This is a genomic window from Herbidospora sp. NBRC 101105, from assembly GCF_030269205.1.
Lineage (GTDB): Bacteria > Actinomycetota > Actinomycetes > Streptosporangiales > Streptosporangiaceae > Herbidospora > Herbidospora solisilvae.
Genome location: NZ_BSSX01000010.1, coordinates 26,793 through 48,016, shown reverse-complemented (window position 1 = coordinate 48,016; position 21,224 = coordinate 26,793). Strand labels below are relative to the sequence as shown.

Below are 21,224 nucleotides of genomic sequence, written 5' to 3'. Positions count from 1 at the left end.
GCCACCATGGACGTCGATCACCCGAGAAGGTACGGTCTGCGCGAGAAGTCGACCATTGGAGCCTGTCGCATGCCCTCCAAGACGGCCAGATCGGCCCGCCCCCTCCCCATCCAGGAGAAGCCCGGCCCGGGACGGTCGCGGTACGCGATCGGGCTGGTGGCCGCCATCCTCGTGGCGGGCTCGCTGGGATATCTGTTCGGGGCGCCGGACGCCACCGAGACCTCGGTCGCCGAGATGCGGGCGGCCGAGATGAAGCGCGACGCGCAGCAGGTCACGGAGCTGACGTCCACGGCCCGCACCACGGTTGGCGAGATCACCTCGGTCATGGTGGGCCTGGGAGAGGCGCTGCCGCCCGGCGGCGCGCTCGCCGCCCGGACGCCCGCCGACGCCGAGATCGCCGAGTGGCAGAAGGTGATGAAGCAGGCGGTCGACCGGCACGCGGCCACGCCGTCGGGCACGACCGCGACCAACGTGGCGCGGGCCGGGTTCCGCAGCGCCGTCGACGCCATGGCGATCGCGGTCGACACCTACGCCTACTGCCGGAAGGTGCCCACCGACGTGCGGGCCGGCTGCCTGGAGGTCGCCCTCCGGCAGCGCACGGCCGGCGTGCTGGCCTGGTCGGTGGCGGCCACCCAGCTCGACCAGATCAACGTCGACGCCGGCCACGGTCACCAGCACGTCTACCTCACCAGCACGCCGGGTGAGGGGGCCATGATGGCCGACCCCGTCCCCGAGGGCTCGAACTAGCGGGCCAGGGGCAGGTTGATCCTGGGCAGTCCGTCGGGGCCGTGGGTCACCTCCGCGGTCACGCCGTACACCTCGGTGAGCAGGCCGGCCGTGACCACCTTCGCGGGCGGGCCGTCGGCGACCAGGCGGCCTCCGCTCAGCACCGCGAGCCGGTCGCAGGCGGCCGCGGCGAGCTGGAGGTCGTGCAGGGCGGCGACGACGGTGACGCCCAGCGACCGGACCAGCCGCAGCAGCTCCACCTGGTGACGCAGGTCGAGATGGTTGGTGGGCTCGTCGAGCAGGAGCAGGCCGGGCTGCTGGACCAGCGCCCTGGCCAGGTGCACCCGCTGCCGTTCGCCGCCGGACAACCGGGCGTAGGGGCGGCGGGCCAGCGAACGCACCTCGCAGCGTTCCATCGCGTCGTCGATCAGGTCGTGTTCGGCGCGGGTGAGGCGTCCCAGGGTGCCCAGGTAGGGCACCCGGCCGAGGGCGACGATCTGCTCGACGCTGTTCTCCAGGTCGGCGGGCGACTCCTGGGTGACGACGGCCACCCGGCGGGCCACCTCGCCCGCCGGGGCGGTCCACACGTCGAGCCGGTCGACCGTGATCCGGCCTCGGTCGGGCCGCTGCCGCCGGTAGACGCAGCGCAGCAGGCTCGACTTGCCGCTGCCGTTGGGGCCGATGAGGCCCAAGATCTCCCCCGGCGCCGCCGACAGGGTGACGTCGTGGAGCACGGGCGCCCAGGAGAGGTCCTCGATCTCCAGCGAGAGGCTCACGACAGCGCCCTCCGGTTGGCTCGGGCCAGCAGGACCAGGAAGAACGGCGCGCCCAGCAGCGCGGTGATGACCCCGATGGGGATCTCGTCGGGCTGGTTGAGCAGGCGTGCCCCCACGTCGACCCACACCATCAGCAGCGCTCCGGCCAGCGCGCTCAGCGGGACCACCCACCGGTTGTCGCCGCCGGCGACCATGCGGACGGCGTGCGGCACCATCAGCGCCACGAAGCCGATGCCACCGCTGACCGACACGACCGCGCCGACCGTGATCGCCGAGCCGACGACCAGCCGCGTCCGCAGCCGGTTCACCTCGACGCCCAGGCTCGTGGCCCCCTCCTCCCCCAGCACGAGGGCGTTGAGTTCGGCCGCGCGCAGCCGGAACCACACGACGGAGATCGCGACCACGACCGCCGGGACGGGCAGGTCGTTCCATTGGGTGCCGGACAGGCCGCCGAGGGTCCAGAACAGCGCCGACCGCAACTGGGAGTCGGGTGAGTTCAGCACGATGAAATTGGTCGCGGCCTCCGCCAGTGCGGCGACGGCGACCCCCGACAGGATCAGTGAGGTGACGCCGAGCCGGCCGCCGCCGCGCGCCAGCAGCAGCACCACGGTGAAGGTGAGCATGGCGCCGGTGAAGGCCGCCACGGGCAGCAGCCACGACAGGCCCGACATCAGCGCCAGCACCGCCCCCAGCGACGCCCCCGAGCTGGCTCCGATCAGGTAAGGGTCGGCCAGCGGGTTGCGCAGCACCCCTTGGAGCACCGCGCCGGTGACGGCCAGGCCCGCGCCGACGATCGCACCGAGCAGGACCCGGGGCAGCCGGATGTCGCGCACGATCACCGCGAGCGGTCCGGAGGGGGCGTCGTGGGTGGCGAGGACGATGCGCCACACGTCCAGGAAGGGGATGTCGACCGGTCCCAGGCCGACGGCGGCGACAAGGGAGACGCCGAGCAGCACGCCGAGCAGCACCACCGAGCCTGCCAGGGTCACCCGACGGCCCGGCGGGTCGGTGGAGACCCGCCGGGCGGCGACGCGGACGGTCAACGGGCGAAGCCCTCGGCCAGGGCCTTGAGCGCGCGGCCGCTGCGCAGGCCGGGCTGAAGGTCGTTGACGGGGATGACGACGAACCGGTTCTCCTTGACCGCGGTGACGTCCTTGATCGGGGCGTAGGAGCGCATCCACTCGATGGACTCGTCGGCGGGCTCGAAGACCTGGTCCTCGACGATGATCACCTGGGGGTCGCGCTTGACCAGTTCCTCCCAGGACACCTGCCCGAACTCCTTCGTCTCGGGGAAGATGTTCTCCCCGCCGGCCCGGCGGGCCAGGTCGTACACCAGAGTGTTCGCGCCGCTGGTCAGCGGCTTGTCCTTGCCTCCGGCGTAGTCGAAGACGCGCAGCGCCGGGGTGACGGGGGTGACGGCGTCGACCTCGGCCTTGAGCGCGGTGACGAGCTGCTCGGCCTTGTCCTGCACGCCGAAGACCTGTCCGAGCGCGCGCAGGTCGTCGTAGGTCTGCTCGACGGTGGCGGTGCCGCCCGGGCAGCTCGCCGACAGCAGGTGGCTGTTGACGCCCTCCTTCTGCAGGACGGCGCGGTCGCCGAGGGCCTTGGGGCCGTAGTCGTCGGGGTAGCCGCTGACCACCAGGTCGGGGTTGGCGGAGTAGACGACCTCCTTGGACGGGGGCGGGAAGGCGGATTCGGAGATCACTTTCACGCCGGTCAGGTCGGCGGCGTACTGCTGCATGATGTCGGTGGCGGCGACGGTGCCGGCCATCCGGTCCTTCAGGCCCAGGGCCAGCACGACCTCGGTGGCGACCGTGCTGGAGGTGACGATGCGCTCCGGCGGCTTGGCGTAGGTGTAGACGGTGCCGCAGTTGCTCACCTCTACCGGACCGGGAGCGGCCGAGGGCGCGGGGGCGGCCTGGGTGCCGGACGTGCCGCAGCCGGCCAGCAGGACGATGGCGGCCAGCGCGAACAGGGGTTTCTTCACTGTTTCTCCTTGGAGGCGACACGTGCGGCGTACTCGCCGCGGACGCGCAGGGTGTCGAGGATCGCGGCGGGCACGTCCCCCGCGACCTCGGTGGTGGCGGCCACCAGACATGCCTGGTCGGCGGCGAAGGCGGCGAGACCGGCGGGGGTCAGGTCGGCCAGGTCGGCGGCCGGGACCCGCTCCGACACGAGGGCGATCCACTCGTCGAGGGCGGCCCCGTGCGGGCGGGCCCCTGTGGCGGCGGCCACCAGGCGCAACACGGCGGCGCGTTCGAGCTCGTCGTAGCCGCCCTCGGCGCGCAGGTCGTCGAGGACGGCCGCGGCGACGGCGGGCGGGAGCGCGGTCCGGCCGACCGGTTGCACCGCCCGCCACTGCGAGGTGCGTTCGAAGTGCCAGGCGCGGTCGGCGGGCCGGATCTCGTCTGCGGCCAGCAGGTCGAGCAGCGCGAGGGCGTCGGCGCGTTTCACGTCGCGCCGCCCGCCGGGCAGCCAGTCGCGCAGTGGCGTGTCGCGACCGTCCAGCAGGCGGGGCCAGCGGCGGTCGGGATAGTGCAGGTCCTTCGCGGCGGCGAGCAGGCCGGCCGCCTCGCCGCCGGAGATCACCCCTTCGGTCACGGCGGCGCGCAGCGTGGCGCGGATGGTGACCATCGCCTCGTTGACCGGGCGGTATCCCTGGTCGGCGTCCAGATGGGCGACCGCCACCTCGTCGTCGTCGATCAGCTCGCCGGTGACGAACGCCCGGTAGACCTCGCCCACGCCGGTCATGCCGTAGGGCGCGAGCTCGGCGGCGCGCAGGGCGCCCATGCTGGCCGCCCCGGCGACGGAGACGCCTTCGGACATCGCCCAGAGGAGCTCCTTGTGCCAGACGGCGGGGACCCGCTCGTACACCCCGTCGACGAAGGCGACGACACGGGGGCGTTCGGCGGCGACCAGCGCGGCCACGTCGCCCTGCCCGGCCGGCGGCAGCACCACGACGTCGCGTCCGGGAAGGCGGTCGTGCACGACGGAGGCCGGGATCGTCGGGCCGGCGAAGACGGCGATCTCAGGCATCGGCCGGCTCCGCTCCGAGGGCACGCGCCCGGGGACCGGGCAGGGTCGGTTCGCCGGTCAGCGCACCGGCCCCCTCCAGGCCGGGCACCAGCACCTTGACCACGGGCACACCCAGCGACGGCCGGGTCAGGTCGACGGCGGCCACCTGGTCGAGGCCCGCCGCCGCCAGCCGGTCGAGCAGCCAGTCGAGGTCGTCGCCGAGCAGGTCGTGGTCGGCCCCGGTGACCGTGAACGGCCGGGCGTGCGGCAGGGTCGCGCGGAACGCGTCGCGCAGCTCCGTGACGCCGCCGGTGTCGGTGGTCTGCGCGTAGCGCTCCCGGGTGACGTCGTCACGCGCGCCCGAGATGGTGATCAGCCGCGACTGGGCCGCCTCGGTCAGCGCCCGCTGGACCGCGATGGACGGGCACGGATGACAACCCAGCCCGGTGGCGGCGGGCAGCGGGCGGAACGGGTCGGGTTCCGCCTCCACGATGTGGCAGAGCACCACCGGGACGCCGAGGTCGGAGGTGAGGTCGAACAGCGCGGCCTCGACGCCCGCCCGGTCGTAGAGGTCCAGCAGCCGCACGGTCTCCGGGTCGGTCAGCGTGGCGGCGTCGATCCGGGCCCCGGCCTGGGACGGGCCGTCGCGGAGGTCCCACAGGGCCGCCGCGTCCCGTTCGATCAGTTCGCACAGCGCGTGGACCAGCGCCTCCAGCGCGGTGTTCCCCCCGGCCAGGCCGTTGCTGTCGCGCGACAGGCCGTGCCCGGTCAGCGCGGGCGGCAGGGTGAAGTCGAGGCTCACCGCCTCGTAGGGCACCGCTCTCGGTTCGCCGGTGCGGACGTCGGCGCCGTCGATCCAGAGCAGGGGCGTGACGTCGTCGAGCACGCCGTCGGCGGTGCGCGGCAGCCCGCGGGGGTCGAGTGCCGCAGGGCCCAGTTCGGCGGGCCGGGCCAGCCGCAGGGGGCGGTCGATCACCTCGGCGTGGGCGTGCTCGACGGCCTCCATGGCCGCCGACACGCGGCTCGCCGCGCGGCTGACGCCCTTGCCCTGGCTGACCGAGAGGCTGCGCGCGTTGGGGCGATAGGCGGTGGCGACCGGGATGCCGATGAGGTCGAGGCCGGTGACGTCGGCGACGCGGGTGACCCCGCACGCGCTCAGAGCCGGGCCGAGCCGCCGCCAGGTGTCCTCCAGGGTGGCGGCGCGGTGGGTGCCGGTCCTGGCGACCTTGCGGCCGGGCCGGTCGAGGTTCCAGGGATCAGACATGCGGCACCGGCAGCCTCTCGACGTGGCCGGGCAGCGGGTCGGCCCCCGCGCCCAGGAAGGGGTAGGCGGCCGGTCCGGTGGAGCGCAGCCCCGGCACCACGACCCGGGCGACGTGCAGCCCCACGGCGGCCAGGTCGGGGGTGGTGAGATCGATCGTGATCACGTCGAGGCGGGGGGCGGTGGACGGCGTACCGGCGGGATCGCCGCCGTCGAGGCGGTCCCGGATGGCCGAGGCGACCCGTTCGTCGGCGAGGAGCTGCAGCGTGCAGAGCACGTCGGTGGCGTCGCCCAGGTCGGGGGCGTAGGAGTCGAGATACCGGCGGTCACTCCGGTGCGGCATCAGCGGGCCGGCCGGGCGTTCCCACTCCGGGATCCCGCCGGCCACCTCGGCGAGGGCGTCCAGTGAACGCAGCGCCTCGGCGGCGGCCGACCGGGCCGACCCGGTCGCGCAGCCCACGCCGAGCAGCCCCTCCGGGGTGACCGCCGTGCAGAGCACCACCGGTGCGCCCAGCGTGTTGGGGACCGACCGCCACGTGAGTTCCGCGCCGTCCGGGACGGGCAGCGGCGGCCCGTCCAGCCGGGGGAAGGCCGCTCCCCCGTGCCAGGCGGTGGCCAGGGCGTGCCGTTCCACGACCTCGGCGAGCGCCGAGGCGCGGGCCGCCTCCGGGGTCGGCCCGGCGGCGATGCCCGCCGCGATCGGCAGGTGCGCCGGGCGGCCCCGCACCAGCGTGTGCTCGCCGGACGACAACCAGACCAGCGAGGCGGGCACCCATACGGGGCTTCCGTCGCCGGCTCGTCCGGGCGTCCACGAGAGCACGTCGTCGCGGCGCAGGCCCACGAACGGGAAGCCGGGGCGGTCGTGCTGGTCCGGGGAGTAGAGGGCCAGCCGCTCGGGGTCGACGGCGGAATCGAGGTCGTGCCAGGTCGCCCGTCTGAGCCTGGCTTCCGGGACCAGGTGGCCCGCGTAGCGTTCGGCCGCCTCGCCCAGCGCTCTGATCCGGGCGCGGGCGGGGTCGCCGAAGGACGCGCCCCCGACGACGGGGTTGCCGAGGGGATGGCCGAACCGGCCCGTGGCGGCCAGTTCGGCGGTCGCGGTGTGCAGCACGGCGTGGCTGCGCCCGGTCACCACGCGGGTGACCGGCCCGGTGCGGGGGTCGAGCAGGACGTCCATCGGATCTCTCAGGTGTGCGGGAGCGGGACGAGGTTGACGTCGGCCTCCGCGATCGGGGCGGCGCGCAGCCCGAGGCGGACCGGATCGGCGTAGAGGCGGTCGCCGCCGAGGAAGGGGAAGGCCGCGGGCGGGTTGGAGTAGGCGCCGGGGACGATCACGCGGACCACCCGGGCCCCCGTCGCGGCCACGTCGGCGGTGGTGAGGTCGACGGCGTGGGCGCGCAGGCCCAGCGCGTGGATCCGGTCGAGGTAGGCGCGGCGGACGTCGCCGGTGATCGTCGGCAGGTCGTCCAGCCGGACCGGGCGGGCGTCGCCGGTGATCGGTTCGAGCTCCTTGACCATCGCCGGGTCGAGCCAGATCTGGCTGTGGCAGGCCAGGTCCACCACGTCCCGGAAGTCGCCGCGGTACGACCGGGTGTAGGCCCGGTCGGACCGGTGCGGCTTGAGCATGTCCGCGCTGAGCACGCCCTCCTCGACGGCCCGGTGGATCGCGCCGTCGGGTTCCAGCAGGCCCAGGGAGTAGATCCGCAGGGTCACCGCCTCGGCCAGCGCCTTCGCCACCGCGTGCGCCGGATCGGGCCGGGCGGCGACGCCGAAGGTGTGGATGCCGAGCGCCGGGTCGTGGAGCAGCACCCCGATCACCGCGACGTCGAACGTCGTGGGGATGCGCACCACCCGGTAGCGGAGGTCCCCGGCGGCGCCCGGGGCCCGTCCCCAGCCCGGCCCCAGCGACGGGTCGGGGCGCAGCAGGTGGGCCAGGCGGGGGTCGGCCACCTCCACCGGGTCGGCCGGGAGGCGGTTGGCCCACCAGATGACGGTGGCGTCCCGTTCGATGACCTCCTCCAGTGCCGAGGTCAGCGCGAAGCGCAGGTCGGGACCGGCCGCGAGACCGGCCAGCATGGCGTAGTTGGTGGCGGGTTCGGCCGCGCGCGGCGGCACGAGGTAGTTGACGAAGACCAGCGAGGCGGGCACCCACACGGGCGGCCCGTCCAGGGTGGTGCCCCTGATCCACAGGACCGGCAGGTCGGCGGCGAAGGGGACGAAGGGGCATCCCGGTTCGGCGTACTGGCTCGTGGAGTAGAGCGCGAGCGTCGCCGGGTCCAGGGCGTTCTCCCCGGCGGCGGCGAGTTCCGCGTGGGTCGCCCGGCGCAGGCCGGCCGGGACGAAGTTGCCGCAGTACCGTTCGATCGCCTCACCGGCCGCGCTCGTCAGGGCCCGGCCGGGGTCGTGGAAGGCGGTGCCGGTCGCCACCCGGTCGGCCGGCCACGGCAGGTGGTCGGAGACGGCGGCGACCGAGGCCGTGCACACGTTCAGCCCGGCGGGCCACCAGGGCTCGGGCGGCACCTGGTCGAGGCGGGTGATCAGTCCGGTACGGGGGTCGGGCGGCACGGGGTTCACCGGCGGCCTCCCGGGACCAGCAGCTCGACGTCGGAGACCGTGACGGTGACCGGCGTCTCCGGCGCGGTGTGGCGGGGCCGCCGCCCGACGGTGAGCTCCAGGTGCAGGGTGTGGCCCGCCGGAAGGTCGACGGCGACGGGCGCGCAGCGCATCTCCGCCACCGTGTGTCCCGGCGTGAGGGGCGCGGTGCCGTCGGCCAGCCGGGTGCGCACGCCCGCCGGGGTCTCGTGCACGAGCGTGGCCACCAGTTCGGCGCCGCGATCGGTCCCGACGCGGCAGCGCACCCGGGCGGCCCCGCGCCACTCGACGTGGCCGGTCGCGCTCAGCCGCACGACGTCGGCTCGCGGCCCGACGACCGACAGGTCGGCCGAGTGCGGGAGCGAGGGGTAGGGGTCGGCCGGATCGTGGTCGATGGAGGAGGACGCCGGACCGGTCAGGGGCAACGCCCACAGGTCCGGCCGCGCGGCCGGACGGGGGTCCGTCTGCTCCCACCGGTTGCTCCCCAGCACCAGGCAGCGGTGGCCCTCCACCGGGTCGGCGCCGGTCGCGACCGCCACGAGCCACGGCAGCGCCAGGTCGGAGGGGCCGGGGTCGACCGGGACGTCGATCGCGCACTCCGGCTGGAGCCGGTGGGTCAGTGGGGAGGCCCACCCGCCCATCACGACGGTCGCCCGCCGGGCCAGGGCCGCCTGGCGCAGCGTCGTGGCGGCCGAGCCGCAGTACCAGCTGCCCAGGTGCAGGGTCGGCAGGTCGGCGGCGCGGATCCGGGACGCCGCCCGGCGGGCCTGCGGATGCCAGCTGCTCGGCGTGGGGGGCCAGGCGCCCAGCGGCACCGGCCAGGCCGGCCGGGTCAGCGCCAGGTCGTAGAGGCCGGGGCGGAGCTGGCGGCCGCCGCCGATCTCGGTACGCCACCACAACTCCTCGTCGACGGCCACGGCGGCGGGCGGCCAGGACTGGCGGCCGGCCACGCCCCGCACCGACGGGTGGCCCATGGCGCACCAGGCGGCGTAGGCCTCGTAGGCGGTGCCGTACAGGCAGGTGACGCCGTCGGACCACGGCTGCGCGGTGATCCAGTCGAGGGCGGCGTGGCCGTCGGCCCGCTCGTCGGCGCCGGCCTCGAACTCGCCGGGTGAGCGGTGGCGTCCGCGCAGGTCCTGGAGGACCACGGCCAGCCCCGCGCCGGTCAGCGCGTCGGCCTCGGGCCACAACCCGGGCGTGCCGTAGGGGGTGCGGACCACGACGGTCGGCGCGGGTAGGCGTTCGGGCAGGAAGACGTCGGCCACGAGCCCGGCGACCGGGACGTCGATCATGATCACGGCTGCTCCGTCATCAGCCCGGCGGGCACCGGCAGCACGGGGTGCCGGTTCAGCAGGCCGGTCGCCGGGTCGAAACCCGCCTGGACCCCCGTTCCGGGGGCGTCCTCGCCGTGGAGGTACGCCCACACGTCCGCGACGATCAGGGCGGCGGCGACGCCGGCACCCAGCAGGAGCGCCGGGCCGGGCTCCGGAGCGCCGCCGGAGTCGAGCCACGCCCAGTAGGCGCCCAGTTCGTCCGGCCACGGCGAGGCGGCCAGCCGTCGCAGCCGCAGATCCTCGTAGGAGGCGGTCGCGGGACCCGTCCAGAACGGACCGGCGTACCAGCGCCGCCCTTCGGCGAACCCGAGGTGCAGCGCGGTGCCGGTCTCCCGCGCCTCGGCGGCGAGCCGCCGGAACAGGTCGTCGCGCGGCCACGGCGCGACGGCGACCCGCACCGCGACGTCCTCGTCGCCGCAGGTCAGACCGGTCCGGCCGAGCAGGAGGGCGACCGCCTCGGCCAGCGGCCCGTCGCCGGTCAGGGCGACCGCGCCGGGCCTGCGCGCCGGGACCGGCTCCAGCACGCCCTCCTCGGCGAAGACCTCCGCCAGGTCGGGGTCGCCGGGCGGGGGACGGTCGGGGCGCCCGCCCGGGGGCGCGGACACGGCGAGGAAGTCCTCACCGGGGGTGTGCACCAGCCAGCCGTCCCGCGTCGGGACGAACGACACCCCGCCGGCGTACCGGCCGGTGGGCTCCATGGGCTTTCCTTCCTGCTCTACGCTGCGAGGACCACGGGCGGGGACGCGATACGCGCGCGTCCCCGCCCGTGGGTGGGCCGGCTAGCGCCAGGCCACGCTGGACCGGGTCACGGTCGAGTGGTTGTTGGAGTGCACGCTCGCCTTGACCTGGGCGACCTTCAGCTTCGTCACCTTCATCACGGATCACCTCCTCGTTGCGTCGTCGGGACGGGCCGCCCGTCCAGGAGCGCGGCTGCGTCCGCCTGCGCCTGGACGAGACGTCGGTAGGGCGCGCACCGCGCCATGAGCTCGGCGTGGCGGCCGAGGTCGGCGATGCGGCCGTGGTCCAGCACGGCGACCAGGTCGGCGTGCCGGAGCGTGGTGAGCCGGTGGGCGATGACCAGGGTGGTGCGCCCGTTCCTGACCCGGTCGAGCGCGGTCTGCAGCTCGTGTTCGGACAGGGCGTCGAGCTGGCTGGACGACTCGTCCAGGACCAGCACCGGCCGGTCGCGCAGCAGCGCCCGGGCGATGGCGACCCGCTGCCGCTCCCCTCCCGACAGCGCGGCCCCCCGCTCCCCCACCACGGTGTCGAGGCCGTCGGGCAGCCGCTCCAGGAAGGGGGTGACACGGGCGTCGGCGCACGCTTGGGCGACGTCCTCAGCGGACGCCCCGGGACGGGCCAGCTCCAGGTTGGCGCGCAGGGTGTCGTGGAAGAGGAACGCCTCCTGCGGCACGTGGCAGACCAGCTCGGTCAGGTCGTCGACGGGCAGGTCGCGCAGGTCGGCTCCGCCGATCCGGACCGTCCCGGAGGCCGGGTCGAAGTGCCGGAGCAGCAGGTGGGCCAGGGTCGACTTGCCCGCGCCCGTCGCGCCCGCCAGGGCGAGCGTCGTCCCGGCCGGGACGGTCAGCGAGACGCCGCGCAGCACCGGGCGCGTCTCGTCGTAACCGAACACCACCTCGTCGAACTCGACCGCGGGAGGCCCGGTCAGGACGGGAAGCGCCGCGCGGCCGGTGTCGGGGACGGCGGCCGGCTCCTCCAGGAGGTCGAACACGCGGTCGGCGGAGGAGGAGGTGAGGCCCCACACCCGGGTGACGTTGAGCAGCATCGTGATCGGGGTGAACGCGGCCCCCGCGAGCGCGACCGAGGCCAGCAGCGCGGGCGCGGGCAGGCCGGTGTGCAGCCCGGTGGCCAGGACGCTCAGGCTCGCCCCGCCGATCGCGGCCCCGCCGGCCACGGTCTCCAGCCCGGCGCGGCGGGCCTGCCGGCGCTGCGCCGCCGCGAGCCGCCGGTCGGCGTCGCGCAGCCGGTCGAGCCGGTCAGTTCCCCGGCCGAAGGAGAGGATCTCCCGCAGGCCCTGCACCAGGTCGGTGACCTCGACGTTGAGCCCGGTGAGCGCGTCGGTGAGGTCGCCGCCGTGGCGCGCCCCCGCCCGGCGCAGCGCCGGCGGCACCGCCGCCGAGGCCGCCATCCAGGGCAGCAGCACGAGCGCCGCCCAGCCGCCGCCGATCAGCGCCATCGCCGCCAGGGCGGCCGGCGCGACGACCAGCGCCGCCGCCACGTAGATCGAGGTGTGCGCGTAGAAGATCTCCAGGCTCTCGCTGTCGCGCAGCGCCCGGACGACGAGGTCGCCGCCGCGCCTGCGGATCAGCCCGCCGGGGGCGATCCGGGCGAAGGCCTGGTAGAGCCACTGCCGCACCTGGGCCAGGACGCGGAAGGACAACTCGTGGGAGATCCACGACTCGACCCAGTTGGCGACCGCGCGCAGCGCCGTCAGGCCGAGGGTCCACCAGAACAGGGGCCACAGATCGGCGGCCCCGGAGAGGGCCTGGCCGGCGGTGGCGGCGGCGAGCACGACCGCGCCCATCCCGGCCGCCTGGTTGACGACCGCGAACAGCACCGAGATCCCGAACGGGCGCAGGTGCCCCGACAACACGCGCAGCAGTCCCGCGGTGCCCCGCCTCATCGTGCGCCTCCGGCCTGGGCGGCGACCAGGTCCGACCAGGCTCCGGCGCGCCGGGCGAGGTCGGCGGGCGCGCCGTGCTCGACCAGGCCGCCGTCGTCCAGGACGGCGACCGTGTCGGCGTCGACGAGGCTGGACAGGCGGTGCGCGATCATGATCGTGGTGCGGCCGGCCCGCAGTTCGCCCAGCGCGTCGCGCAGGGCCGCCTCGGTCTCGCCGTCGACGGCCGAGGTGGCCTCGTCGAGGATGAGCACCGGCGCGTCCTTCAGCAGGGCCCGCGCGATCGCGATCCGCTGGCGTTCGCCGCCCGACAGGCGGGCTCCGCGTTCGCCGACGACGGTGTCGAAGCCGTCCGGCAGGCCCTCGACGAGGTCGAGGATCCGGGCGCGGCGGGCGGCGTCCCTGAGGGCGGCGAGGCCGGCGTCCGGCCGGGCCAGCCGCAGGTTCTCGGCGATCGTTCCGTGGAAGAGGTGGGTGTCCTGGGCGACCACGGCGGTCATCGCGCGGACCTCGTCGCGGTCGAGGTCGCGCAGGTCGACGCCGTCGGCCAGGATCCGGCCGCTCTGCGGGTCGAAGTAGCGCTGGAGCAGGGTGACCAGGGTGGACTTGCCCGATCCCGACCGCCCGGTGACGGCCAGGGTCGTGCCCGGTTCGACGACCAGACTGATCCCGCGCAAGGCGGGGCGGGCCGCGCCGGGGTAGGTGAAGGTGACCTCGCGCAGGACCAATCGGGGCGGCCGGTTCGACGGCCGCCTCCGGACCGGCGTGGCCGGTGCGGGGGCGGGCGCCTCGGCGTCCAGCAGGGCGAAGACGCCCTTGCCCGCGGCCAGGCCGTGGAAGCCCTCGTGCCAGTAGTTCTGCAGTTCGAGCAGCGGGCGGAAGGCCTCCGCGGTGAGCCAGGCGATCAGGAGCAGCCCGGCGGCGTCGAGGTGGCCGGTGGAGTGGCGGATCGCGGCCACCACCACCGCCAGGCTCGTGCCCGCCGACATGAGGAACGCGCTGACGACGTAGACGGAGCTGGAGGCGGCGAGGTCGCCCATGGTCGCGCGGTAGAGCGCCAGGGCGTCGCGCCGGAGCCGGTGGCCGTAGCCGCCGGTCGCGCCCAGCGCCTTCAGGGTCGTCATGCCCTGCAGGGCGTCGAGCACCCGGGCGGCGAAGTTCTCGTACGCCGTCCAGTGCCGCTGGGACCGCGCGCCCATGATGCGCCGCCAGAAGGGCCGGGAGGCGGGCACCAGCACCACGCAGGTCCCGGTGATCGCGCCCGCCACCGGATCGTGCCAGGTCAGCACGGCCACGATGATCAGCGGACCGCCCACGCTCACGACCACCTGCGGCAGGTAGAAGCCCACGTAGGCGCGGATCGCCTCCACGCCGTCGGCGATCGTGGTCCGCAGCGTCCCGGCCGGCGCGCTGACGGTGTGGCCGGGCCCCAGGTCGAGCAGCCGCTCGGCCAGCCGCAGCCGCAACCGGGCCTGGACCAGCGACGCCGTCCGGTTCGCCGCCTGGTCGCGGCCCCATAAGAGCAGGCAGCGCAGCAGGGTGAACAGTCCCGTCAGCACCAGCGGCCCGGCCACGTCGCCGGGATCCGGCGCGCCGGAGACGAGGGCGCGCCGGATCGTCTCGACGAGCGCGACCGCCTGCCCCGCCCCCGACGCCGCCGAAAGGAGCGAGAGCAGGGCGGTCGCCGCCACAGGGCCGAAGGCGCCACGCGCCAGACGCAGCATCCGCCGCTGGACGAGCACGTTTCGCCTCCTTCCTGTCGGGTGAACCGGGAGAGACGCTAGGCGCCAACGATTTTCATTGTCAACGAAATTTTGGGGATGGTTTTCATTTTCTTTGCACGGTACGGTCCTGGCGTGACCGAAGAGGAGCGAAGCGCCACCGGCCTGGGCTCGTTGCTGGCCGGGAACCGGGACTTCCGGTTGTTGTGGCTGGGGAACCTGGTCAGCGTCTGCGGAGGCTGGTTCACCGCCGTCGCCGTGTTCGCGATGTTGTACGAGCACACCGGCGCCGCCGTGGCCGCCGGCGCCTCACTGGCCATGCGCTACCTGCCCGGCGTCCTGTTCGGGACCTGGGGCGGGGTGCTGGCCGACCGGCTCGACCGCAGGACGATCATGCTGGCCGGCGACGGCGTGCTCGTCGTGCTCGCGCTGGCGTTCCTGCTGGCCGACAACCCCGGCACGGTCTGGCTCGCCTACCCGCTCACCTTCGCCTCGGCCGCCGTCGGCTTCGTCTTCCAGGCCGCCCGCAACGCCTGGATGCCGTCGCTGGTGCGGCCGGAGGAGGGTGTGCTCTACGCGGCGGCGGTGCAGGTCAACGGGCTGCTGTTCCAGGCGGTCGGCGGGCTGGCCGGGGCCGCCGCCGTCACCCTGGTCGGCTGGCGGTGGGCCTTCGTGGTGAACGCGGCGTCGTTCCTGGTGTCGTTGTACTTCACGGCCAAGGTCCGGCGCGGCGACCGGCGCGGCGACACCTCGCCGGGGGCGGCGCGCGGCCTGCGGGCCTTCCGCGAGGGGCTGCGGGCGGTCCGGCGCAGCCGGCTCGTCTCGGCCCTGCTACTTCTGGAGGCGGTGTTCTGCCTGGGCCTGGGCGGGTCGATCACGGCCATGACGGCGCTGGCCGTGCAGGTCCACGACCTGGGCGACGGCGGCACGGGCTGGTTCTACGCGGTCCAGGGGCTGGCCGGGGCGGTCGTGCTGCTGGTCGCCGCGCCCCGGCTGAAGCGGCTGCCCGAGGAACGGCGGCTGGTCGTCCTGGGGGTGTCGTGCCTCGGGGAGGGCCTGCTCACCGCCGCGCTCGGCCTGCCGTCGAGCGCACTGGGGGCGCTGGCGGTCTGGGGGGCCGCCGCCTGCGTGGACGTCGTCTACGGGCCGGTGTCGATGGCGGTCCTGCTCGGCCACTCCCCCAACGAGCTGCGCGGACGGGTGGTGTCGTTGTGGAGCGCGACGGCGACGGCCTCACTGGGCGTCTCGGCCGTCGTCTCCGGGGCCCTGCTCGACGCGCTGGGACCGGCGGCGCTGCTGCCGGTCCTCGGCGCGTGTATGGCGCTGCCCGGCGCGGCCTGGCTGGTGGCGCTGCGCGCGGGCCTGCTGGGGGTCACTCGTACGGTTCGACCGGCTGCGGGATCGAGGTGATCGAGGTGGCGGTCAACTCGGGGGCGATGATGCCGGGTTCCAGTTTTCCGGACGGGGGCCGTTTCCAGGTGCCGACCACCTCGACCCAGGTGTTCTCCGGCGGCATGTCGGCGTCGAGCACGGCCACCTTCAGGGCGACGCCGTCGGCGGCGCAGCAGGCGATCTGGATCCGGGCCAGATACCAGCGGTCCCTCTTCGTCTCCGACGGGACGGCGAAGCCGGTCAGCCTGACCTGCTGCCCCACCAGCGAGTCGGCCGACTCGCCCCACGCCCGGCCGACGAACTCGCCGATGGTCATCTCGTTGACCGTCCCGGCCGAGAGGGCGTCGTAGGACTCGGCGGCGGCCACCGGCCGTGCCTGGGGCTCCTCCGCCTTCGCCGAGAAGGCGCCGAGGGCGGGCGGGGCGATGAGGAAGATGGCGAAGACGGGAAGCGTCAGCAGCCAGGCCACTCCGGGCGCATGCGAGTGGTCGTGGTCGTCCTCGTGGGCGCTCGCCCCTCTCCATTCCTGGACGAGGCCGATCACGCCCAGCAGGAGGACCACCACGCCCGCGGCGATCAGGAAGGGCCGGAAGCCCGGCTTGACGTAGTTCAGGTAGGTGGTGGACACGGTGGTGATCCGCAACACCGCGCCGCCGAGAAGGATGAGGATCATGCTCTGGGTCAGCCGGTTCACAACAGGACCTCCCCGGCCGCCATGCTGACGACCACCGCGAGAACAAAGGTCAGCGGGATGAAGCGGGCGGCGAACCGACGCCCGAAGGTGCCCGTCTGCAGGGCGATCAGCTTCAGGTCGACCATCGGCCCGACCACCAGGAACGCGAGCTTGGCCGTCGGCGAGAAGGCGGTCAGCGAGGCCGCCACGAACGCGTCGGCCTCCGAGCAGATCGACAGGATCACCGCGAGCAGCGCCAGGACCAGCACCGACAGCACCGGGATCCCGGCGACCGACTCCAGCCACGCACGGGGCACCACCACGTTCATCGTCGCCGCGGTGGCCCCGCCGACGACGAGGAATCCGCCCGCGTGCAGGAAGTCGTGGCGCATGGCCTCGACGAACGAGCGCCATTTCGGCCCGTGCCCGACGGGGCGCGAGGGGATGCGCAACCAGTCGGCGCGGCCGAACCGCAACCACACCCATCCGGCCACGACCGCGACGACGAGCGAGGCCCCGAACCGGGCCACGGCCATCATGGGCTCGCCGGGGAAGGCCACCACCGTGGCGACGATCACCACCGGGTTGATCGCCGGCGAGGCCAGCAGGAACGCCAGCGCGGCGGCGGGCGTCACGCCCCGCGACATCAGCCCGGAGGCGACCGGCACCGACGCGCACTCACAACCCGGGAGCACCGCCCCGGCCGCCCCCGCCACCGGCACCGCCAGGAACGGCCGCCTCGGCAGCGCCCGGGTCCAGAACGAGGCGGGCACGAACGCGGTGATCGCCGCCGACAGCAGCACCCCGAAGGCCAGGAAGGGCAGCGCCTGGACGCAGATCGCCACGAAGATCGTCGCCCAGGCCTGTAACGCCGGGGCCGTCAGATAGGGCGCGAACACCAGCCGCCCGAGCAGCAGCAGCCCGACGACCACCACGAAGATCCATGGACTGACGGCGCCCAACGGCTGCCGCCGCCCCCATTCGGGCGGCGGCACCTCCTCGGAGACCTCGACCCCGACCCGTTCAGACATGCGCCGACGCTCCCGCATTGTGATGAAAGTGGTGATGATAACCATGTGTCGGCGCTGATTGTAGGGACAGAAGCGGCGAGCCGCCTAGACCCGATCTTCGTCAGAGGAAGCCCGTCGCCCGGCGAACCGGAACACGACCGGTCGCCGCCGCCGGCGGCGCGGACCGGGGGCGGCCGTCGGCGCCGGCCACGCGGAGCCGTAACGGAAGTGCTCAAGCCGCCGTCCACGCGAGGCGAGCTGGGCGCCGGAGCGGACGGTGCCGGGCAGCCCGGCAACCGGGCGGCCTCCACAGCTTCCGTGATCGTTCCTTTGGGGAGTCCCGACGTGCGCGGCCACCGCCGGCCGGGCGACTGCCCGGCCGGCGGCGCCGTGAACGGTCTCACGAGGGGTGCGCGGCGGCCGCCGCGCGATCACTGCGAGTCGCCCGCCCCGCGTTTGCGGCGGCCGCCCATGGCCACGACGAAGCCCACGCCCACCAGGGCGATCAGCGCGCCGACGAACCACAGGTAACCGCCGCCGGAGTCGGTCTCGGAGGCGGAGACCGGCCGCGCGGAAGGAGCGGAGGAGGCGACCGGTGGTGGAACCGCCTCCGCCGAGGCACTCGCGGCCGGGGCGGCCGCGAGCGGGGTGTCGCCGCCGGTCGGGCTCGCCAGGGTGAACGGGATCTCGCCCTCGATCGGGTGGCCGTCGGAGGAGACGACCCGCCAGCCGATCACGTATCTCCCCGGCGCCGGAGCCGACAGCGGGCGGGCCGTCAGGTCCTTGCCCCGGACCTCCGGTTCGGTCAGCTCCACGGCGGCGCCCGCCGCGTCGTGGAGGACCATCGCCGGGAACCGGACCTGGGACGAGAAGGTCAGCGTGATCGCCTCCAGCGACCCGACCGTCGCGTCCCTGGCCGGGTCGCTGGCCTTGAGCTGGTCGTGGGCCAGGGCGGGCGCGGCCGCCAGGAGGAGCGTCGCGATCACCCCGGCCACAAGGCCGAGGAGCCTCATGACAGGACCTCCTGGCCGATCCAGCCCTTCTCGTCGCAGCCCGGCGGGATGACGAACACCGCCGACCCGATCGGGGTGATCCACTCGTTGAGCAGGTCGGCCTCGGCGAGCTGCCGCTGGATCGGCACGAACTGGCGCTCGATGTCCGCCTGGTAGGAGGCGAAGATCAGGCCCGAGTCGGCGTGGCCCTGGGCGGTGACGTCCTCGTCGTAGTTGTACGGGCGCCGCAGGATGCGGAGCCGCGGGTCGCCGACGTGGGCACGGCGGATGTGGGCGTACTCGGAGATGACCGGGAAGCCGTGGGCGCCCTTGGCGGCGAGGTCGGGCGGGTCCTGCTCCCGGGTGCCGGTCAGGGGCGCGCCGGTCGACAGGCGGCGGCCGATGGTGAACTCCTTGGCCACGACGTCGGCGGCGTCCCAGGTCTCCAGTTCGGCCCTGATCCTGCGGACGACGAGCTGGGTCGAGTGGTCGGGCCGCCAGACCGCGAGGTCGAAGTCCGGGGTGCCGGGCTTCGGGTTGGCGGTGCCGTCCATCTGGCCCATGACGTTGCGCTGGGTCTGGCCGCCCGGCTGGGTGCCGGCGGCGCGGCGGAAACCGCGCTGGGTCCAGCGGACCGTCGCGAACGAGCGGGCGTCCTTGACGATCATCCGGAGGGCGTGGCTGACGGTCAGCGGGTCGTCGGCGCAGATCTGCACCAGCAGGTCGCCGCCGCTCCACCTCTTCTCCAGCTTGTCGACGGTGAACTTCGGCAGGGGCTTGATCGGGGACGTCAGGCCGGCATGGGCGTACAGGCCGGGACCGAAACCGAACGTCACGGTCAGGCGCGCGGCCGGCGCCGCCAGTTCGGGCTCGGTGTCGGCGAGCGCCGGGCGGCCCTGGGTGAGCCGCCGGGCGTCGTCGGTGAGCAGCCGCATCATCCGCCGGAGGGCGTCGCGATCGGTGTCCTTCCGCAGGTCGAAGGCGACGAAGACGGCGTGGGCCTGCGGTTCGGTGGCGATCCCGGCCTGGCGGGGTCCGTGGAAGGGGACGACGCTCTCGCCGGTGCGGGCCGACGCGGCGGGGGTGAACGCGGCCACCCCCGCCACGACGCCGCCGGCGAGCAGTCCCCGGCGGGTCAGGTCAGCCATTGTGCGAACCGGGCTGGTAGTCCTCCTTGGCGCCCGCGAAGTCCTTGCCGACGGCGGTGAACTCGAAGGTGCCGCCGTCGGCGAGGGTGAGGGTGAACGGGATCTCGGCGCCGGGCTCGACGGCCTGCTTGGCGTCCATGATCATGATGTGGTCGCCGCCGGGCTTGAGCTCGTGGGAGCCGCCCGCCGGGATGACGAAACCGCCCTGCTTGGGCTGCATGACCATCTTGCCGTCCTTGTCGACGACCTCGTGCAGCTCGATCATCGGCGACAGCGGGCTGGCGCCGGAGACGACGGTGATGTCGGCGCCGGAGTTGTTGACCAGGGTGCCGAAGGCGGCGGTCATGCCCTCCTTGGCGGTCTTCACCCACGGGTCGGTGATCGACAGGGCGGCGGCCGCGGGAGCGGCGGGGGCGGTCTCGGCGGGGGCCGAGGCAGCCGGGGCCGAGGCGGCCGGCGCGGCGGCGGTCGGCGTGTCGGAGGAGCCGCAGGAGACGACCGTGGCGGCGGCGGCGAGGGCGAGCAGGGACAGCGCGAGGCGCGAAGACATGATGAGAAGAACCCTTCGGGGAAAACGGCAACGTCAGAGGGCCGCGCTGAACCTCGTGTTCAGGCGGCGAGGAGGCTGACGCTGCCGGGAGGCCCCCGGCGGCTGATCTCGTGTCGGAGGGGCGCCGACGCCGGGATGTCGACCCGGTCGGCGGGCGTGGCGGGTTGCGGATGGGCGGGTTCGACCGCCACTCGCAGCAACAGCAGGAGGCGGACGCCGAGGCGGCGCAGCAGGGCCCACAGGAGCGCCTCGCCACGCGCCAGCCACAGGGCCGTGAGCCCGGCCGCCCAGGCGTGGGTGAGCAGCATGCTCAGGCTGGGCAGCAGCGTGGTCGGGTGGTGGTGGCCGAGCGCCATCGGCTCGACGGTGTGGGCGTAGGAGAACAGCAGGTGGAGCACGGCCTGGCAGCCCGCCAGCGCCGGGAAGATCACCCGGGCCGACCGTTCGCGCCCGGCCAGGGCGACCCCGACCAGGAACGAGAGGGTCAGCGCCACCAGCACCGCCGTCGCGGTGGTCGAACCACCCGCCCAGGCGTGCGCGCCGACGCTCAGCACGACCGAGACCGTCGCGAAGACGGCGGCCCGGACGACGCGGAAGGGCGTCGATGCTGAGGTGGCACTAGTCATGGCGCGGTCATCATCGCACGGCGTACGGCCGCCTCCCAATACGCCCCGGTCCGGGAGAGCGAGGAGCACCCCGTGCTCTAGCGGGCCAGGCGGTCCAGGAGTTCGCCGAGCAGCGCGCGTTCGCCAGGGGTGAGGTCGCCCGGGTCGTCGCCGACCAGCGCGCGCAACGTCAGTGCGGCGCTCGCGCGGTTCGCGGGGGCGTCGGCGGAGGGCGTGTGCAGGACTCCGGCCAGCGCGGCCTCGCGGACGCGTCCGGACAGCCCGAAGTCAGGCTCCGGCTGGCTGATCAAGGTGAGCGTGATGCCGACGTTGGCGGCGAGCACCTGTTCGGCGGCGTCGTCCGCCGGCACCTTGAGCAGGCCCTGGGCGGCGGCGGCGGTGAACCGCTCACGCAACGCGGCGTGCGCGGGAGCGGTGACGGCGCAGGGCTTTCCCGGCTCGGCGCGGCCGTAGAGCAGCCCGTAGAACGACGGGTGCTCCAGCCCGAACCGCACGTGCCTGTCCCAGCCCTCGCGCAGGTCGCCCAGGGGGTCGCCGGAGCTCTCGACCGCCGTGTACTGGGTGAAGCCGTGGTTCACCACGGCGTCGATCAGGCCCTGCTTGCTGCCGAAGTGGTGGTACAGCGTCGGGGCCTGCACCCCGGCGCGTTCGCACACCGCCCTCGTGGACACCGTGCCGCCGCCTTCCAGCAACTCCGCCGCGGCGAGCAGGAGCCGATCCCGTGCGTTCTGCATGTTTGCTATATTAGCGCATATAGCGCTACATTGCTCGCT

The 21,224-nt window shown here is 74.5% G+C and carries 20 protein-coding genes; 2 read left to right on the top strand and 18 right to left on the bottom strand.

Annotated elements, in window-relative coordinates; genetic code table 11:
- Positions 1-69 precede the first annotated feature (69 nt).
- Entirely contained in the window at positions 70-747 is a 678-nt protein-coding gene (locus tag QSK34_RS35015; protein ID WP_285590733.1) for a hypothetical protein, read from the top strand.
- Here the strand turns inward: QSK34_RS35015 and QSK34_RS35010 are convergent.
- From QSK34_RS35010 to QSK34_RS34960, 11 genes are all read right to left on the bottom strand, one after another.
- A complete protein-coding gene (locus QSK34_RS35010; protein ID WP_285590731.1) occupies positions 744-1,502 on the bottom strand; it encodes an ABC transporter ATP-binding protein in 759 nt (252 codons plus the stop codon). The two genes, QSK34_RS35015 and QSK34_RS35010, sit on opposite strands and share 4 nt — an antisense overlap.
- Positions 1,499-2,545: a FecCD family ABC transporter permease gene (locus tag QSK34_RS35005; RefSeq protein WP_285590729.1), complete on the bottom strand. Its 1,047-nt coding sequence runs from the start codon at positions 2,543-2,545 to the stop codon at positions 1,499-1,501. Before QSK34_RS35005 ends, QSK34_RS35010 begins: the two co-directional genes overlap by 4 nt.
- On the bottom strand, positions 2,542-3,489 hold the full coding sequence (locus QSK34_RS35000) for an ABC transporter substrate-binding protein (protein ID WP_285590727.1): 948 nt from the start codon (positions 3,487-3,489) through the stop codon (positions 2,542-2,544). The genes QSK34_RS35005 and QSK34_RS35000 overlap by 4 nt, the downstream gene beginning before the upstream one ends.
- Positions 3,486-4,538 (bottom strand): TfuA-like protein, encoded by a 1,053-nt coding sequence (locus QSK34_RS34995; RefSeq protein WP_285590725.1) that lies wholly within the window; start codon positions 4,536-4,538, stop codon positions 3,486-3,488. The genes QSK34_RS35000 and QSK34_RS34995 overlap by 4 nt, the downstream gene beginning before the upstream one ends.
- The gene (locus QSK34_RS34990) at positions 4,531-5,781 is read right to left on the bottom strand and encodes a YcaO-like family protein (RefSeq protein WP_285590723.1); all 1,251 of its coding nucleotides are present in this window, start codon (positions 5,779-5,781) and stop codon (positions 4,531-4,533) included. The genes QSK34_RS34995 and QSK34_RS34990 overlap by 8 nt, the downstream gene beginning before the upstream one ends.
- Entirely contained in the window at positions 5,774-6,952 is a 1,179-nt protein-coding gene (locus QSK34_RS34985; RefSeq protein WP_285590721.1) for a YcaO-like family protein, read from the bottom strand. The genes QSK34_RS34990 and QSK34_RS34985 overlap by 8 nt, the downstream gene beginning before the upstream one ends.
- 8 nt (positions 6,953-6,960) lie before the next feature.
- Positions 6,961-8,349 (bottom strand): YcaO-like family protein, encoded by a 1,389-nt coding sequence (locus tag QSK34_RS34980; RefSeq protein WP_285590719.1) that lies wholly within the window; start codon positions 8,347-8,349, stop codon positions 6,961-6,963.
- Positions 8,346-9,659: a CocE/NonD family hydrolase gene (locus QSK34_RS34975; protein ID WP_285591164.1), complete on the bottom strand. Its 1,314-nt coding sequence runs from the start codon at positions 9,657-9,659 to the stop codon at positions 8,346-8,348. The genes QSK34_RS34980 and QSK34_RS34975 overlap by 4 nt, the downstream gene beginning before the upstream one ends.
- A gap of 2 nt (positions 9,660-9,661) precedes the next feature.
- The gene (locus tag QSK34_RS34970) at positions 9,662-10,399 is read right to left on the bottom strand and encodes a hypothetical protein (RefSeq protein ID WP_285590717.1); all 738 of its coding nucleotides are present in this window, start codon (positions 10,397-10,399) and stop codon (positions 9,662-9,664) included.
- 176 nt (positions 10,400-10,575) lie between these two features.
- Positions 10,576-12,342: an ABC transporter ATP-binding protein gene (locus QSK34_RS34965; protein ID WP_285590715.1), complete on the bottom strand. Its 1,767-nt coding sequence runs from the start codon at positions 12,340-12,342 to the stop codon at positions 10,576-10,578.
- Positions 12,339-14,081, bottom strand: coding sequence for an ABC transporter ATP-binding protein/permease (locus QSK34_RS34960; RefSeq protein WP_285590713.1), 1,743 nt, complete (start codon positions 14,079-14,081; stop codon positions 12,339-12,341). Before QSK34_RS34960 ends, QSK34_RS34965 begins: the two co-directional genes overlap by 4 nt.
- A gap of 114 nt (positions 14,082-14,195) precedes the next feature.
- Between QSK34_RS34960 and QSK34_RS34955 the strand changes: the two genes are divergently transcribed.
- The gene (locus tag QSK34_RS34955; protein WP_285590711.1) at positions 14,196-15,470 is read left to right on the top strand and encodes an MFS transporter; all 1,275 of its coding nucleotides are present in this window, start codon (positions 14,196-14,198) and stop codon (positions 15,468-15,470) included.
- Here the strand turns inward: QSK34_RS34955 and QSK34_RS34950 are convergent.
- The 7 genes from QSK34_RS34950 to QSK34_RS34920 all read right to left on the bottom strand — a co-directional run bounded on the left by QSK34_RS34950 (position 15,433) and on the right by QSK34_RS34920 (position 21,185).
- A complete protein-coding gene (locus QSK34_RS34950) occupies positions 15,433-16,146 on the bottom strand; it encodes a TIGR03943 family putative permease subunit (protein ID WP_285590709.1) in 714 nt (237 codons plus the stop codon). The genes QSK34_RS34955 and QSK34_RS34950 overlap by 38 nt on opposite strands.
- Positions 16,143-17,156, bottom strand: coding sequence for a permease (locus tag QSK34_RS34945; protein WP_285590707.1), 1,014 nt, complete (start codon positions 17,154-17,156; stop codon positions 16,143-16,145). The genes QSK34_RS34950 and QSK34_RS34945 overlap by 4 nt, the downstream gene beginning before the upstream one ends.
- 410 nt (positions 17,157-17,566) lie before the next feature.
- Positions 17,567-18,148 (bottom strand): copper resistance CopC family protein, encoded by a 582-nt coding sequence (locus QSK34_RS34940; protein ID WP_285590706.1) that lies wholly within the window; start codon positions 18,146-18,148, stop codon positions 17,567-17,569.
- Entirely contained in the window at positions 18,145-19,275 is a 1,131-nt protein-coding gene (locus QSK34_RS34935; protein ID WP_285590705.1) for a Dyp-type peroxidase, read from the bottom strand. The genes QSK34_RS34940 and QSK34_RS34935 overlap by 4 nt, the downstream gene beginning before the upstream one ends.
- The gene (locus tag QSK34_RS34930; protein ID WP_285590704.1) at positions 19,268-19,825 is read right to left on the bottom strand and encodes a copper chaperone PCu(A)C; all 558 of its coding nucleotides are present in this window, start codon (positions 19,823-19,825) and stop codon (positions 19,268-19,270) included. The genes QSK34_RS34935 and QSK34_RS34930 overlap by 8 nt, the downstream gene beginning before the upstream one ends.
- A gap of 59 nt (positions 19,826-19,884) precedes the next feature.
- On the bottom strand, positions 19,885-20,451 hold the full coding sequence (locus QSK34_RS34925; RefSeq protein WP_285590702.1) for an MFS transporter: 567 nt from the start codon (positions 20,449-20,451) through the stop codon (positions 19,885-19,887).
- Between the two features lie 77 nt (positions 20,452-20,528).
- Positions 20,529-21,185, bottom strand: coding sequence for a TetR/AcrR family transcriptional regulator (locus QSK34_RS34920; RefSeq protein ID WP_285590700.1), 657 nt, complete (start codon positions 21,183-21,185; stop codon positions 20,529-20,531).
- Positions 21,186-21,224: the final 39 nt, after the last annotated feature.

Bases quoted from the DNA above. Each gene is read 5' to 3' on its own strand.
- QSK34_RS35015 (WP_285590733.1), top strand. From the start codon at position 70: ATGCCCTCCAAGACGGCCAGATCGGCCCGCCCCCTCCCCATCCAGGAG.
- QSK34_RS34995 (WP_285590725.1), bottom strand. From the start codon at position 4,538: ATGCCTGAGATCGCCGTCTTCGCCGGCCCGACGATCCCGGCCTCCGTC.
- QSK34_RS34990 (WP_285590723.1), bottom strand. From the start codon at position 5,781: ATGTCTGATCCCTGGAACCTCGACCGGCCCGGCCGCAAGGTCGCCAGG.
- QSK34_RS34985 (WP_285590721.1), bottom strand. From the start codon at position 6,952: ATGGACGTCCTGCTCGACCCCCGCACCGGGCCGGTCACCCGCGTGGTG.
- QSK34_RS34975 (WP_285591164.1), bottom strand. From the start codon at position 9,659: ATGATCGACGTCCCGGTCGCCGGGCTCGTGGCCGACGTCTTCCTGCCC.
- QSK34_RS34970 (WP_285590717.1), bottom strand. From the start codon at position 10,399: ATGGAGCCCACCGGCCGGTACGCCGGCGGGGTGTCGTTCGTCCCGACG.
- QSK34_RS34965 (WP_285590715.1), bottom strand. From the start codon at position 12,342: ATGAGGCGGGGCACCGCGGGACTGCTGCGCGTGTTGTCGGGGCACCTG.
- QSK34_RS34945 (WP_285590707.1), bottom strand. From the start codon at position 17,156: ATGTCTGAACGGGTCGGGGTCGAGGTCTCCGAGGAGGTGCCGCCGCCC.
- QSK34_RS34940 (WP_285590706.1), bottom strand. From the start codon at position 18,148: ATGAGGCTCCTCGGCCTTGTGGCCGGGGTGATCGCGACGCTCCTCCTG.
- QSK34_RS34935 (WP_285590705.1), bottom strand. From the start codon at position 19,275: ATGGCTGACCTGACCCGCCGGGGACTGCTCGCCGGCGGCGTCGTGGCG.
- QSK34_RS34930 (WP_285590704.1), bottom strand. From the start codon at position 19,825: ATGTCTTCGCGCCTCGCGCTGTCCCTGCTCGCCCTCGCCGCCGCCGCC.
- QSK34_RS34925 (WP_285590702.1), bottom strand. From the start codon at position 20,451: ATGACTAGTGCCACCTCAGCATCGACGCCCTTCCGCGTCGTCCGGGCC.
- QSK34_RS34920 (WP_285590700.1), bottom strand. From the start codon at position 21,185: ATGCAGAACGCACGGGATCGGCTCCTGCTCGCCGCGGCGGAGTTGCTG.